Source organism: Planococcus sp. 107-1 (assembly GCF_021513255.1).
GTDB lineage: Bacteria > Bacillota > Bacilli > Bacillales_A > Planococcaceae > Planococcus.
Genome location: NZ_CP090977.1, coordinates 1,159,846 through 1,173,778, shown reverse-complemented (window position 1 = coordinate 1,173,778; position 13,933 = coordinate 1,159,846). Strand labels below are relative to the sequence as shown.

General features: G+C 45.3%; 12 protein-coding genes and 3 pseudogenes. 3 read left to right on the top strand and 12 right to left on the bottom strand.

Going from position 1 to position 13,933, the window contains the following annotated elements:
• Positions 1 to 43: 43 nt before the first annotated feature.
• The 5 genes and pseudogenes from gcvH to L0M13_RS06180 all read right to left on the bottom strand — a co-directional run bounded on the left by gcvH (position 44) and on the right by L0M13_RS06180 (position 6,361).
• Entirely contained in the window at positions 44 to 424 is a 381-nt protein-coding gene (gene gcvH / locus L0M13_RS06200; RefSeq protein ID WP_235198765.1) for a glycine cleavage system protein GcvH, read from the bottom strand.
• 77 nt (positions 425 to 501) lie between these two features.
• A complete protein-coding gene (locus L0M13_RS06195; protein WP_235198764.1) occupies positions 502 to 855 on the bottom strand; it encodes an arsenate reductase family protein in 354 nt (117 codons plus the stop codon).
• A gap of 89 nt (positions 856 to 944) precedes the next feature.
• Complete coding sequence (locus tag L0M13_RS06190) at positions 945 to 2,726, bottom strand: acyl-CoA dehydrogenase family protein (RefSeq protein WP_235198763.1); 1,782 nt, start codon at positions 2,724 to 2,726, stop codon at positions 945 to 947.
• A gap of 47 nt (positions 2,727 to 2,773) precedes the next feature.
• A pseudogene (locus L0M13_RS06185) lies at positions 2,774 to 3,947 on the bottom strand (acetyl-CoA C-acetyltransferase).
• A 29-nt stretch (positions 3,948 to 3,976) separates the two neighbouring features.
• Positions 3,977 to 6,361, bottom strand: a complete 2,385-nt coding sequence (locus L0M13_RS06180) for a 3-hydroxyacyl-CoA dehydrogenase/enoyl-CoA hydratase family protein (protein ID WP_235198762.1) — start codon at positions 6,359 to 6,361, stop codon at positions 3,977 to 3,979.
• 209 nt (positions 6,362 to 6,570) lie between these two features.
• On the opposite strand from L0M13_RS06180, the gene L0M13_RS06175 reads away from it, so the two are divergent.
• The 3 genes from L0M13_RS06175 to L0M13_RS06165 all read left to right on the top strand — a co-directional run bounded on the left by L0M13_RS06175 (position 6,571) and on the right by L0M13_RS06165 (position 8,042).
• Positions 6,571 to 6,891, top strand: coding sequence for a thioredoxin family protein (locus L0M13_RS06175; RefSeq protein ID WP_235198761.1), 321 nt, complete (start codon positions 6,571 to 6,573; stop codon positions 6,889 to 6,891).
• Positions 6,892 to 7,028: 137 nt separating this feature from the next.
• Positions 7,029 to 7,493, top strand: coding sequence for an STAS domain-containing protein (locus tag L0M13_RS06170; protein ID WP_235198760.1), 465 nt, complete (start codon positions 7,029 to 7,031; stop codon positions 7,491 to 7,493).
• A gap of 33 nt (positions 7,494 to 7,526) precedes the next feature.
• On the top strand, positions 7,527 to 8,042 hold the full coding sequence (locus tag L0M13_RS06165; RefSeq protein WP_235198759.1) for a C39 family peptidase: 516 nt from the start codon (positions 7,527 to 7,529) through the stop codon (positions 8,040 to 8,042).
• Here the strand turns inward: L0M13_RS06165 and L0M13_RS06160 are convergent.
• From L0M13_RS06160 to L0M13_RS06130, 7 genes and pseudogenes are all read right to left on the bottom strand, one after another.
• Positions 8,026 to 8,925: a 5'-3' exonuclease gene (locus L0M13_RS06160; protein WP_235198758.1), complete on the bottom strand. Its 900-nt coding sequence runs from the start codon at positions 8,923 to 8,925 to the stop codon at positions 8,026 to 8,028. The genes L0M13_RS06165 and L0M13_RS06160 overlap by 17 nt on opposite strands.
• A gap of 76 nt (positions 8,926 to 9,001) precedes the next feature.
• Positions 9,002 to 10,497 (bottom strand): annotated as a pseudogene (locus L0M13_RS06155) (BCCT family transporter).
• A gap of 223 nt (positions 10,498 to 10,720) precedes the next feature.
• Positions 10,721 to 11,405, bottom strand: a pseudogene (locus tag L0M13_RS06150) (HAD family hydrolase).
• A gap of 91 nt (positions 11,406 to 11,496) precedes the next feature.
• Positions 11,497 to 12,408 (bottom strand): anti-sigma factor, encoded by a 912-nt coding sequence (locus tag L0M13_RS06145; protein ID WP_235199274.1) that lies wholly within the window; start codon positions 12,406 to 12,408, stop codon positions 11,497 to 11,499.
• A gap of 74 nt (positions 12,409 to 12,482) precedes the next feature.
• Positions 12,483 to 13,013 carry a sigma-70 family RNA polymerase sigma factor gene (locus L0M13_RS06140; RefSeq protein ID WP_235198757.1) on the bottom strand — a complete coding sequence of 177 codons (531 nt, stop codon included), beginning with the start codon at positions 13,011 to 13,013 and terminating at the stop codon, positions 12,483 to 12,485.
• A 182-nt stretch (positions 13,014 to 13,195) separates the two neighbouring features.
• On the bottom strand, positions 13,196 to 13,507 hold the full coding sequence (locus L0M13_RS06135; RefSeq protein ID WP_235198756.1) for an NUDIX domain-containing protein: 312 nt from the start codon (positions 13,505 to 13,507) through the stop codon (positions 13,196 to 13,198).
• 64 nt (positions 13,508 to 13,571) lie between these two features.
• On the bottom strand, positions 13,572 to 13,922 hold the full coding sequence (locus L0M13_RS06130; protein ID WP_235198755.1) for an NUDIX hydrolase: 351 nt from the start codon (positions 13,920 to 13,922) through the stop codon (positions 13,572 to 13,574).
• Between the last annotated feature and the right edge of the window lie 11 nt (positions 13,923 to 13,933).

Genomic DNA, 13,933 nt, shown 5'->3' with positions numbered 1-13,933 from the left:
AAAATCTGGAGATGAAAAAAGCGCCCAAAAAGGCGCTTTGATTTTACTCGTTTGTCATTTCTTTGTATTGGTCTGCAGTCATCAATTCGCCAATTTCAGCTTCGTTCGGGGATTCGATTACCACCATCCATGCTTGTTCGTATGGAGACTCGTTCACATGTTCAGGGTTGTCCTCGAGTTCAGCATTCACTTCGATTACACGGCCGCTGATTGGTGCATATAGCTCCGATACCGTCTTAACTGATTCAACGCTGCCAAATGGCTCGTCTTTTTTAATTTCGTCGCCGACTTGCGGAAGCTCAACAAAAACGATATCGCCAAGTTCAGCTTGTGCAAAATGCGTAATGCCAATGCGGGCAGTGCCGCCTTCTACTTTTACCCATTCATGTTCTTTTGAATAACGAAGTTCTTGTGGTGTACTCATCGAAATCCCTCCAGATATGTAATTAACTCAATTTCAGTTTGACATAAACCCCATTGAAATACAAGATTTCAAATGCTTTATAGCCAAGCATTTTGATAATCCGCTTCTTTGAATCCGAGCGTTGTTTTCTGCCCGTCAAAAGCGAGCGGACGTTTGATCAACATGCCGTCAGATGCAAGCAGTTCCAACTGTTCATCTTCGGACATTGAAGACAGCTTATCTTTCAATCCAAGCGAACGGTAAATCATGCCGCTTGTATTAAAGAATTTCTTCAATTCCATGCCACTGCTTTCATAAATTTTTCTTAGTTCTTCTTTTGATGGCGGATGTTCAGCGATGTGAATTTCGTTGAATTCCACTTCATTCTGGTCCAGCCATTTCTTGGCTTTGCGGCACGTCGTACATTTCGGATAAGCGTAATAAGTAATCATGCAGAAACCTCCTTTTCCACAAGCTTACCAAAATAAAGGCTGCTGGTCGACGTAAAAAAAGCGCGGCTCGGAAGCCGCGCTTTTCAAAATCACACTACGTATTTTTCAACTTCGATCAATTTAACCGCTGCTTGGCGTTTTTTCTCGATTACATTGTAAGGAGTTGAACGCGTCAGTTTGCGGAGCGCTGACAGCATCATGCGCTGGTTGTCTCCGTCAATCGCAGCCAATAATGTTTCTTTTGCGTCTTTTTCAATTTTATCAAATGCTTCTTGGCAATAGATTTGTGTGTAAAGCAATTTTTGCTTGGCTTTTTCTTCGCCTGAAGCAGCAATCGCTTTTTCTGTACGAAGCACTACGGATTCCATCGCGAAGACATTGCTCACGATGTCAGCGATATTGACAAGCACTTCCTGCTCGCTTTCAAGTTTCGTGCCGTAAGTCTGTGCTGCAAGACCTGCTGCAAGCAAAGCGATTTTCTTCGCATTTTTCACCAAGTATTTTTCTTGAGCCAAAGCTTCCGTGCCGATTTCTTCCGGCATCATCATCAATAGTTCTTCCTGTAATTGCTGTGCATGCTGAAGCAATGGAAGTTCGCCTTTGACCGCTTTACGGATCAATGTTCCCGGTACAAGCAAGCGGTTGATTTCGTTTGTTCCTTCGAAAATACGGTTGATGCGTGAATCGCGGTAGATGCGCTCAATTTCGTATTCCTGCATGAAGCCGTAACCGCCATGCAATTGCACGCCTTCATCGACGATGTAATCCAATGTCTCTGTACCGAAGAATTTATTCATTGAGCATTCTACTGCAAATTCGGCAATTGCATTTGCAACCAATTTCCCGTCCGCATGCTCTTCATCCGTGAATCCGCTCATGCGGTCTTCGAACAATCCAACTGTGCGGTAAACGGAACTTTCCACCGCATACAGATGAGAAGCCATTGTTGCCAATTTTTCACGCGTTAAGTTGAATGAAGAAATCGGCGTTTTGAATTGTTGGCGCTGGTTTGTATAAGGAATGGTTAATTCCATTGCACGTTTTGAAGCTCCGATCGTGCCGACTCCCAATTTGTAGCGGCCGATGTTCAAGATGTTGAAAGCGATGATGTGTCCGCGGCCTGCCTCGCCCAGCAAGTTTTCAACCGGCACTTCTGCGTCTTCTAAGATCAATGTACGAGTGGAAGAAGATTTAATCCCCATTTTCTTTTCTTCCGGTCCAACCGATACGCCTGGGAATTCGCGCTCTACGATGAATGCAGAGAATTTATCTCCGTCAATTTTCGCATAAACCACGAATACATCGGCAAACCCTGCGTTTGTGATCCATTGCTTCTCGCCGTTCAAGACGAAATGCGTGCCTGCTTCGTTAAGTTTTGCTACCGTTTTTGCACCTAAAGCGTCGGATCCTGAGCTCGGCTCAGTCAAGGCATAAGCTGCGATCATTTCACCCGTCGCAAGGCGCGGCAAGTATTTCTGTTTTTGTTCTTCGTTGCCGAAAAGAACGATCGGCAATGAGCCGATCCCTACGTGGGCACCGTGAGTGATCGAGAATCCGCCGGCTTTCGACATTTTCTCTGCGATCAATGCAGATGCGATTTTATCGAGGCCCAGTCCACCGTATTGTTCCGGAACATCGGCTCCAAGCAACCCAAGGTCGCCTGCTGATTTCAATAAACGCACCGAATGCTCAAATTCGTGGTTTTCCAATTTTTCGACCACTGGCATGACTTCGTTGTTCACATAATCCTCAGTCGTTTTCGCGATCATTTTATGCTCTTCTGTAAAATCTTCCGGTGTGAATACCCGTGATAAATCTGCATCTTCGATTAAAAAACTGCCGCCTTTAATTAAGGTTTTTGACTCTGCCATTTTTTATTCCTCCTAAGTTTTAGTTATCTATATTGAACGGAAAATTTTTATAGCATTTCAAAGACGCCTGCTGCGCCCATTCCGCCGCCGATGCACATGGTGACGACGCCGAACTGTTTTCCTTGGCGCTTGAGTTCACTCATCATGCGCAAAGTCAAAATGGATCCTGTGGCGCCGAGCGGATGGCCAAGTGCAATCGCCCCGCCGTTAAAGTTCACTTTGTCGATATCAAGCCCAAGCTCACGGATTACACCAAGTGATTGGGAAGCGAATGCTTCGTTTAATTCCCATACATCGATATCTTCGATGGATAGTCCTGCCAGTTTCAAAGCCTTTGGAATCGCGACAACTGGGCCGATCCCCATGACTTCCGGCGGTACACCGCCTGTTGCAAAGGAACGGAATTTCGCAATCGGTTTCAATCCTAAAGATTCCGCTTTTTCGCGGTCCATTACCAAAAGTGCGCCTGCACCGTCTGATGTTTGGGAAGAGTTCCCAGCCGTTACGGTGCCGCGTGCAGAAAAAGGCTGCGCGCAATTTATCGAGTGTCTGCACGGTCGTGCCGTGGCGAACACCTTCATCCATTTCGAACATAAAGGATTTTTCCTGGTATTTATTGTTTTCATCCACGAATCGCTTTGTCACTTCGACCGGCACGATTTCTTCTACGAAATGGCCTTTTTCAATAGCAGCTGCAGCTTTTTCGTGGGAACGGACCGCAAAAGCATCCTGATCAGCACGGCTCACGCCGTATTGTGTTGCTACTTGCTCAGCTGTATGCCCCATGCTCATATAGTATTGAGGAGCGGTTTCAGCAAGCTTCGCATTCGGGCGCAAGACATTGCCCATCATCGGCACCATGCTCATTGACTCGACGCCGCCTGCAATAATCGCTTCAGCAGATCCAACCATAATCCGTTCTGCCGCATAAGCGATAGACTGAAGGCCTGAAGAACAGAAGCGATTGATCGTTACCGCAGGAGTCGTATCCGGAAGGCCGGCCAGTGCTCCGATATTGCGGGCAATGTTCATGCCTTGCTCTGCTTCCGGCATGGCGCAGCCCATGATTAAATCATCGATCGGGCCATCGTATCCAGCCCGGTTCATTGCTTCTCTGACAACAAGTGCCCCGAAATCATCCGGGCGCACTGTTGCGAGAGAGCCTTTTTTCGCTTTTCCGACCGGGGTACGCGCCCCGGCCACGATTACTGCTTCACGCATAAGTTGTTTCCTCCTTTAATATCGAGCTCTCAGTTGCGGAGCGGTTTGCCTTTAACCAGCATATGCTGCATCCGCTGCTGCGTTTTCGGTTCTGCTACGAGACTTAAGAACGCTTCCCGCTCTAAATCCAATAAATATTGTTCATCCACTTTTGTGCCATAAGGAAGTTTGCCGCCTGACAAGACGAAAGCAAGTTTTTTCGCTAATTTCAAATCGTATTCACTGATGTAGCCTGAACTGAACATGCCTTCCGCACCCAACAGGAGCGTAGCGTAGCCCGGTTCGCCAGTTACTGGAATCTTTTCGCGAAGCGGTGCTTGGTAGCCATTTTCGTACAAGGCTAAAGCGGCTTGTTTTGCATCATAAATCAAATGATCGCTATTCACAGAAATTCCATCTACAAAGTTCAAGAAGTTATTTTCACGCGCTTCTTCTGCCGAAGTTGAAACTTTCGCCATCGCGATCGACTCAAAAACATTGCTTGCGATATTCTGCAGATCCACGTTGATACCGTTTGGCAAGCCTTTCAAATGCTTGATGTAAAGCTCTTTGTTTCCGCCGCCGCCTGGAATCAGGCCAACTCCTGCTTCGACAAGCCCCATATATGTTTCCATCGAAGCTTGAATGTGTGCTGCAGGCAATGCCACTTCAGCTCCGCCGCCGAGCGACATGCCGAATGGTGCTGCTACAACCGGTTTCGAACTGTATTTAATCTTCATCATGGCATTTTGGAAAGTTTTAATCGTGAAATCGAGTTCGAAGATGTTGTCATCTTGAGCTTCCATCAAAATCATGCCTAAGTTCGCACCTACGCAGAAGTTCTTTCCTTGGTTCCCGATAACGAGACCTTTAAAGTTCTTTTCAACTTCATCTACTGCAAAATTGATCATCTGCATAATATCCAAACCGATTGCGTTCGAGCGGGAATGGAATTCCAGTAATGCGATACCGTCTCCAAGATCGATCAGGCTTGCGCCTGAATTCGATTTGATCACGCCATGTTTTTTCTTATATCGTTTAAGATCGATGACTTTTTCATTGACCGGCACCGGCTTGTAATCCGTTCCGTCGAAGAAGTATAAATCTCCGTTTTCTTCTTTATAGAAGCTTTCGTTGCCTGAATCCAATAAACGCTGCACAAATGCCGGCGTGTCATGGCCTTCTTGCTTCATTTTCTCGACTGACTTTTGAACGCCGATGGCATCCCATGTTTCAAATGGGCCTTGCTGCCAGCCGAAGCCCCATTTCATCGCGTTATCAATTGCGACAATGTCATCCGCGATTTCGCCGTTCAACTCAGCCGAGTAGCGAAGTGTTGGCGAAAGAATGCTCCAAAGCAATTCACCTGTACGGTCTTCTGCATAGACAAGCGTCTTCATTTTCGAAGATAGGCCTTTTTGCTGCTTCGCCATTTCTTGTGAAGGCGTTTTCAATTTTCCAGCTGGACGGTATTCCAAGGTTTCCGGATCAAGTTCCTGGATTTCCTTGTCTTTTTTCAAAAAGAACCCTTGGCCGGATTTTGCTCCAAGCCAGCCGTTTTCAACCATTTTCTTCATAAACTCCGGAGCTTCGAACACTTTCTGTTCGTCTCCTGAGGTTTGGTCATAGACGTTTTTGGCAACGTGCATGAACGTGTCAAGTCCGACTACATCCAATGTACGGAAAGTCGCAGATTTCGGACGGCCGATCAACGGACCCGTTACTGAATCCACCTCACCGATTGAATAACCGCGGCTCTGCATTTCACGAAGCGTCACCAATAAGCCGTATGTACCGATGCGGTTTGCAATAAAGTTTGGCGTGTCTTTTGCAATAACGACGCCTTTTCCTAAACGGTCTTCACCGAATTTCGTCATGAACTCGACCACTTCCGGCGCTGTCGTATTTGCCGGGATCACTTCTAGCAATTTCAGGTAGCGCGGCGGGTTGAAGAAATGCGTTCCAAGGAAATGCTTGCCGAAATCTTCTGAGCGGCCTTCAGCCATTGCGTTGATGCTGATGCCTGAAGTATTGGAGGTAATAATCGTCCCTGGTTTTCTAACCGCGTCAATTTTTTCATATAAAGATTTTTTCACATCCAAGTTTTCAACAATCACTTCGATGATCCAATCTACGTCTTTAAGTTTCTCTAAATCGTCTTCTAAGTTTCCTGGAGTAATCAATTGAAGATTTTTCTTTGCAGTAAGTGGAGCCGGTTTTTGTTTCAATAGCTTCTGGATAGAAGTTGATGCAATTCGGTTGCGCACTGCTTTGTCTTCAAGAGACAAACCTTTTCCCTGCTCCGCTTCTGTCAATTCACGCGGTACGATGTCCAGCAATAATACGGGAATCCCTATGTTTGCAAGGTGTGCTGCAATTCCTGAACCCATAACGCCTGAACCGAGCACCGCCGCTTTTTTGATTTGGTATGCCACGAGCAAACCCTCCTTGAGTTTTTGAATGAATCCTCATTCATTTTTATTGTAAAAAAAATAGAACGTTCTCTATGTCCTTAGTGTAAATTATTTTTCCTTTTTTCGCAATATTTAATCCTTAAAAATATCCATTACTTTCAAGTTTGTTTTCTTTTCGAAAAACGGATGACAAGGTACACTGAAGAAGAACCAGTTAAGGAGGAGAAATTATGAAGCCAATTACATCTACTGAACAATTCAATACAGTAATAGAAGGAACGGATCCTGTCATCGTGAAATTCCAAGCAGGATGGTGCCCGGATTGCACGCGCATGGATATGTTCATCGACCCGATTATCGAAGAGTATAACCAATACACATGGTATGACGTAAACCGCGATGAACTGCCTGAACTAGCGGAAAAATATGAAGTGATGGGCATCCCGAGCCTATTGATTTTCAAAAACGGTGAAAAAACAGCTCACTTGCATAGCGCAAACGCAAAATCGCCTGAATCAGTGACTGACTTTTTAGCTTCTCAAGAGAAATAGACATTCGTCTATTTCTTTTTTTTACGCTATAATAGATGTCATTGTAAAGATTCTCCATTCCCTAAAAATTTTTAACTTCCTTATGATCAGGAGTCTGGTAAAATTGCTAGGGAAACAAATTAAATTGAGGTGTACTTATGGATTCAACCAATGAAATTCAGGAATTAAAAGAATTGATCAAGCATTACGAAAAAGTGATCCGCAATATGTCAGCTCCAATCATCCCTTCTATCGTTCCCAATACGATTCTAGTGCCGATTGCCGGATATATTTTCAGTGAACGGTTTGAAACAATCCGTACAAAAGTGCTTCAGCACGCGGCCGATAACCGTGAAATCCATTGTGTCGTCTTCGATTTCACCGGCGTCCGCATGGAAGATGTGGAGTCTTTTGACTATAACGAATTGGCCAATGAGCTTTCACAATTGAACAGCGCTTTGAAATTGATGGGCCTTCGCCCAATCTACGTAGGATTCAACCCTCGTTTCGTACGCGAAATCGTCCACGCTGGAATTCAAGTGGAACTCGAAGTATTCAACACATTCCGTGCTGCATTGAAGAGTTTGCTGAATGAAGGCGACCAATCGCTTTACTCGATCTGATACTAATCCATGAATCTTCAGGAGGTGTCCCTGATGAAAGTGCTTATTCCATTTCAAGGCATGTCCCAATACGATCAGTCGATTGCCGCCGAGCTGCAGGGTTCCGCTTGCGAGCCGACAACCGCCGCTGCGATTTTAAAGCATCATGAAAAGCAGGAATATGATGTCAATGAACTTTACCGGGCACTTGGTACGACGCGCATCGGGCTCTTCACCTGGAGATTCAAAAGAAAACTGAACCGCTTTGGCCAAAAAAGGTACCGGGTAGTGAAAACCCGCTCCATTGATCAAGTGAAAGAAGAATTGCTGCAAGGCCGGCCGATGGCGATGAAGTTCGACCGTTATTTTTCATTTCGCTGGCACTTTCCTTCTTCCTACAAATATCATTGGGTTCCACTGATCGGTTTTGAAGAACGGCCGGACGATTTGATCCTGTACATTCATGACAACGGAAAAAGAAACCGCCCAAGTAAAATCCAGGCGGTTTCTTATCAACAGAACCGAAAAGTTCTGACGTTCCTAAAAATCATTCCTACTCAAACGGATTGACCGGTGCTAAACTTTTCTCCAATTGCCGAGCCAGCAATTTCAATTCCTGGTCATCGAATAATTGGACCATATCGTTTGTGTAATTCGGTACCAAAATTTCATCCAGCGAAACTTGGAGCGGAATGTCGCATTTTATGACCGCAAGTTCTTTAGATAGAAGCAGCATATCTTTATGCTCTTCTATCTTTTTCTTTTGCGCCGGCTTTAACTCATCGATCGCTTCCAACACACCGTCAGTTGAACCGTAATTCTGAATGAGCTGCAGCGCCGTCTTCGGCCCGATTCCTTTAACGCCCGGATATCCATCACTCGGGTCGCCCATAAACGCTTTAACATCTGCAAATTGAACAGGCATTATGCCGTACTCTGCCTTAAAGCGGTCTTCATCGTATACATCGTAAACATGAAATCCTTTTTTCATAAAAGCAATCTTTACCGAAGGATTCAATAATTGGAGCATGTCTTTATCCCCTGTGATAATCGTGAAATTCGCTTCGCCTTCCCATTGCTTAGTGAAAGAGCCGATAAAATCATCCGCTTCGATTCCAACTTCACCGTAGTTTTTCCAGCCCAATTGCTCCGATACCTTTTTCGCCAGATCGAATTGGTGCAGCATATCTTCCGGCGGCGCTGGGCGGTTCGCCTTATAGCCATCGAACATTTCCGTACGGAATGTCGTCGCGCCCATATCCCAGCAAACAGCGATGTGTGTGGGTTTCATCATGACTTTCGCAGCCAGTACATGGCGCGCAAATCCTTGGACTCCATTTGTCGCAAGCCCTTCCGCAGTCCGGAAATACTGGCCGACCGCAGAAGTCGCAAAGAACGAACGGAACAATAACGCCATCCCGTCTACTAATAAAACATGTGGTTTTTCATTCATTTTAATTCCTCACCTTCATCAAACACTCATTCCATTATACCGCTTGTTGCACAAAAAAACCGCCGAAGCGGCGGTTTTATCGTTTGCGTTTAATGGCTTTGTATTCCAGATTAATTGCCTTGTAGAAGGAGCCCATCATCATCAGCATAATGAATGAGAATGGGAATGCTGAAATGATCAGCGCCGTTTGAAGCGCATCCAGCCCCCCTGCCGATAACAGGATAACCGCAATCAATGATTGCGCAACTCCCCAAGTCAGTTTAACCGCATTTGCCGGATGCAATGACCCATTTGTCGATTGCATGCCGAGAACGAAAGTTGCTGAATCGGCGGATGTGATAAAGAATGTAGTGACCAATAGAATGGCGATGATCGATAGAACCACACCTAATGGCACTTCATTGAATACCCCGAACAGCGTTTCCGATGTCAACAATCCGGTTAAATCGACGCCGCTGTTTTGAACATCAATCGCCGTTGAACCGAAAGCAGCAAACCAGATGAAACTTAGGAAAGTTGGAATCATCAATACCCCAAATAGGAATTGGCGGATCGTCCGCCCTTTTGAAACGCGGCGATAAAGATGCCGACAAATGGCGCCCACGAAATCCACCAAGCCCAATAGAAAATCGTCCAGCCGTCAATCCAAGCCCGGTTCTCTCCGTTTACCGGAGCCGAACGGAAACTCATTTGGATCAAGTTTTGGAAATAACCCCCAACACTTTCTGTGAACATATTGAGGATCAATAAGGTCGGGCCTAGGATAAGGACCAAGACCAATAATGCGATTGCCAATACCATATTGGTATTCGACAAATACTTGATCCCCTTGCTTAATCCGCTCCAAGCTGAAATCATGAATAAGACCGTTACTACTGCAATGATGATCAATTGAACCGTGAAATTGTCTCCCGGAATGCCATCAAACAAAAAAGCCAATCCTTCATTGATTTGAATGGTTCCGAACCCGAGAGTGGTTGCTACACCTACAGCTGTAGCAAATACCGCGACGACATCAACCAAAATCCCCCATGGTCCATTCATCTTGTCGCCAAAAATCGGCTTTAACGTAGCTGAAATCAGACCTGGCTCTCCTTTACGGAATTGGAAATAAGCGAGCGGCAATGCCACTACTGCATAAATCGCCCAAGCATGAATTCCCCAATGGAAAAACGTGAAGCGCATCGATTCCTTGAACGCTTCTGCTGTTCCTGGCTCAGCGGTGGCCGGGTCGATTGCAAAGTGGGACAGCGGCTCAGCCGCTCCCCAGAATACAAGCCCAATGCCCATCCCAGCTGAGAATAACATCGCAATCCATGTGCCGAAAGAAAATTCCGGCTTGTCATTGTCTTTCCCCAATCGAATTTGCCCCATCGGACTGATGAGGAAAAATAGGCAGAACAGAACCATGACCGATACGATCAATAAATAATACCACCCGAACGAAGTTGTCAGGAATCCTTCTATATTGCCTGTAACTTCTGCAAAATTATCTGGTGCAAAAGCGCCGTATCCGACTGCCAATAACACAAGGACAATCGAAATCCAGAAAACATTGGTTACTTTCTTCATATAGTACCTCCCTGTTTTTTTATCACAATTGTTCATGTTACGGAAGTTCAAAGCCTATGTCAAACGGTGTGCTATGTATTAAGAAATCCGCCCATGAAGAACTATGTAATCCATACCCTGTTTTAAATTAAAATAAGCTAGCGGAAAATGGAAATAGAAAAACACCGTTTTTCTTGAGAAAGACGGTGTTTTAGCAATTAGTTGTTCCAGGAGAGAACAACTGTCAGACTTTGATATTCATAGCATGATTTCTTCCAATTGCCGGAAGAAGCCCTTTGATTTCCTGAAGGTCTTCAATGATAAAATCTGCTTCTCTCAGTTCCGATTCCTGCGCAAAATCAAAACGGCAGCCGATAGCTGTCAGCCCATTGGCTTTTGCGGCTTGGATGTCAGAAAGCCGGTCGCCGATAACTGTACCTTCCAAAAGAGAATATTTTTCAACAATCGATTTTACGAGATCCCTTTTATCCAAGGTCGGGATTTGTTCAATGCTGAAGGTTTCAGTCACCCATTGATCCAATCCATAAAAATCCACGATCGCTTTGAGATATTCGGTCTGCCCGTTGCTTGCGATGAAAATTGGATAGCCCAGGTTCTTTAAGTGGCTGAATAACTTCTCGACGTTCGGATAGAGAGCTCCATTGCCCTTTTGGATATTCTCTATCAAGCATTCGTGGAAATAGCCATTCGTTTCATCCCGTACATCTTGGGAATGATCAGGCAATAGGACCGCCCAAACTTTGGGCAGCGGTACCCCCATGATGTCGCGGTACTGTCCGATCGGCGTTGCCGCATCCCATAACCCTTTGCTTCTCAAATGCGAAAACGCATCTTCGAGCCCCGGCTTCTAAAATTCGATTTGTTTGAAAAAGAGTTCCGTCCATATCAAAAATACATGCGTGTTTCATCCAATTCTCCTTTAGTCCCCGTTTAATTAGAAAGACGCGCTTTCGCCTCTAAAGGTTCTTCGATCTGCTGTTTTAAAATACAGTGGCTAAGCTATTCTTCACTCCAGTTCCATAATTCCACTTCGCCTAATTGTTCACCCCGAAACCATTCCTCATCCTGCAGCTTCAATAATTCTTTCACAGGCCCAGTCACAACAGCACCGTAAACGGTAAATCCGTTTTCTTTTAGATAATCATAGCGAGTTTTAAAATGGCTAAGTCCAAGATAAAACTCAAGATAATCAGTGGATTTGTCCGAAATCAGCTTTTCCATATTATCGAGCATCGCAACTTTGCTTTCTTCGACCGATGATGCGTCCAGTTCAAAAGCCATCGTGCTCGACAAATAATCTTCGGCCATCGTCCGTGCAGGCGGAAGCCCGATACCATCATATACAGTTACTTCTGTCGCACTGCCACCGGAGCTTCCCGGACTGAACTCCGTGTATTCCCCCGCATGCAGCTGCATCCAGAGAATATCCACATCGTAAGGTTCCAGGCTTTCAATCAATTCTTCCGGCTCCATGAAGCGGTCCGTCGAGAATGCCAATTCTCCGACGATCCCTTCATGCAGCATGTCTAAAGTCTTCCACACGTCCGGTTCAGGATTGGCATCTAGTTTATCCCCAGTTCTTGGGTCTTCCGGATAAAAGAAAGGGAAAAAGTTAAGCTGATCCTTTCCAGGTGTTTGGTATTCAATATACGAGTTGGTGTCGCTTAAACGCTTGACGGCTTTTGCTTCACCGATGACCAGGTCTTCTTTCCCCACCTTTTTGACAATCGGATATGTGACTTCTGTTGTTCCGAAAAAAGAAATTCCATCTGCTGTGTAGTCAAATGTTCCTCTAACATTCGGTGTCTTCCATTCCAAAGCGAGCTTCGTATTAAAATCATTTTCTTCAGCGAATTGAAAACGATCCGAAACCACACTCAACAAAATACTATAAATCCCATATACCAGCATTCCCAAGACAAAACCCGCAGAATCCGCATCGTCAAGGTGAAGGGGATTTTTTTAATATTTTCTTTTCCAATTCTTTATTCCATTCGCCCATCATGCCACCCTCTCTTTTTCCCGATAGCCTCCAGCTTTTTCCGTGCCCGGTACAAATTGACCTTTACTTGGTCTTCCGACAGCTCCATCGCTTCCTGAATCTCGGCGTATGTAAATTGTTCAACTTCCCGCAAATACAGGATCGTCCGGTAATGCTCCGGCAAAAAGCTCAACAATTCGTTTAAATCCCCTGCTGCCTCTTGAGACAACATGGATTCTTCAGGCAATCCGTAAGGGCTGATCATTTCTTCGTTTGAATAAAACAAGTTCAGGAACGGAATCGCTTGTCTGCGTTTCCGTTTCCGCCATTCGTCAATGTAAATATTCCTCGCCACTTTGAACAGCCAGGCACGCGCTTCTTCCCCTTCATAAGTATGGAGGGAAATCGTCGCGCGAACGAAGGTTTCCTGTGTCAGGTCCTCAGCTAAATGAGACGAACCGGACATTTTCCATAAAAAATAATAAAGGGGTTTTGAATAGTTTTCATAAAGAGTTTCCAGCTGCTGCTTTTTCATTCGCTCCCCCTTTATCTTTTCTCTATGTAACACGTCTTGCTTTCTATATTGTTACAGTTTTACTAAAAGAAATGTAAAAAAAGAAGAGAAACTTAATTTCCGTTTCTCTTCTGTCTGTCTTTTACGATGTCTGCCACTTTTCTCGGTCTTACGTCTAAATGGTCCAGTTCATTCAACTCGATCTATAAAGGCACGTATGCGCCTCTTTGAAGGTCATTGAATTCTTCGCCGATGCCCGTACCAAATTCGCCTTCCCGTATGGTTGCCTGAAAAAAATACTGCTTGCCGTTAAACTCAACTGTTGCCAGGCATTCCTGGATTTCGACTTTTACTCCAAGTTCTTCCCACGCTTCCCGTTCTGCTGGCGCTTCCGGGGTTTCCCCGGCCTCGATCCCGCCGCCAGGAAAGACGTAGTAGATTGAATCGGTCCGCACGCGTTTGATTAATGCGACCCGATTGTTTTGAATGATGACCACTGCACCGCGGTCTCTCATTTAAACTTCTTCCCCTACCGATTTTTGAACAAGTGACACAAGCATCTCCACGTCTTCCGGATAATTATGGACCAACCTCGCTGATTTCTTCAGCTGTTTTCCACCCGATTTCTTCCACTTCTGCGTCAGGGTCCTGATACGAAATAAAACCCGCCATCTTTTCACAAAGGAAATAATGGGTCGTAACATCGTAATCTCCAATCTGCGTTCTTTTAACCGGCAACTCCTCATGAATAGCAACTTTAAATCCTGTTTCTTCCCAAACTTCACGGATGCAAGCCTGTTCTGGTGTTTCGCCTTCTTCTAAACCGCCTGATGGAATGCTCCACGCATTCGTTTCTGTAGATTTGATCATCAGCAATCGCCCATTTTCCATCACTACTGCAGCGGCACCTTTCCAAACAGCCAATGGCATGATCGTCCCCC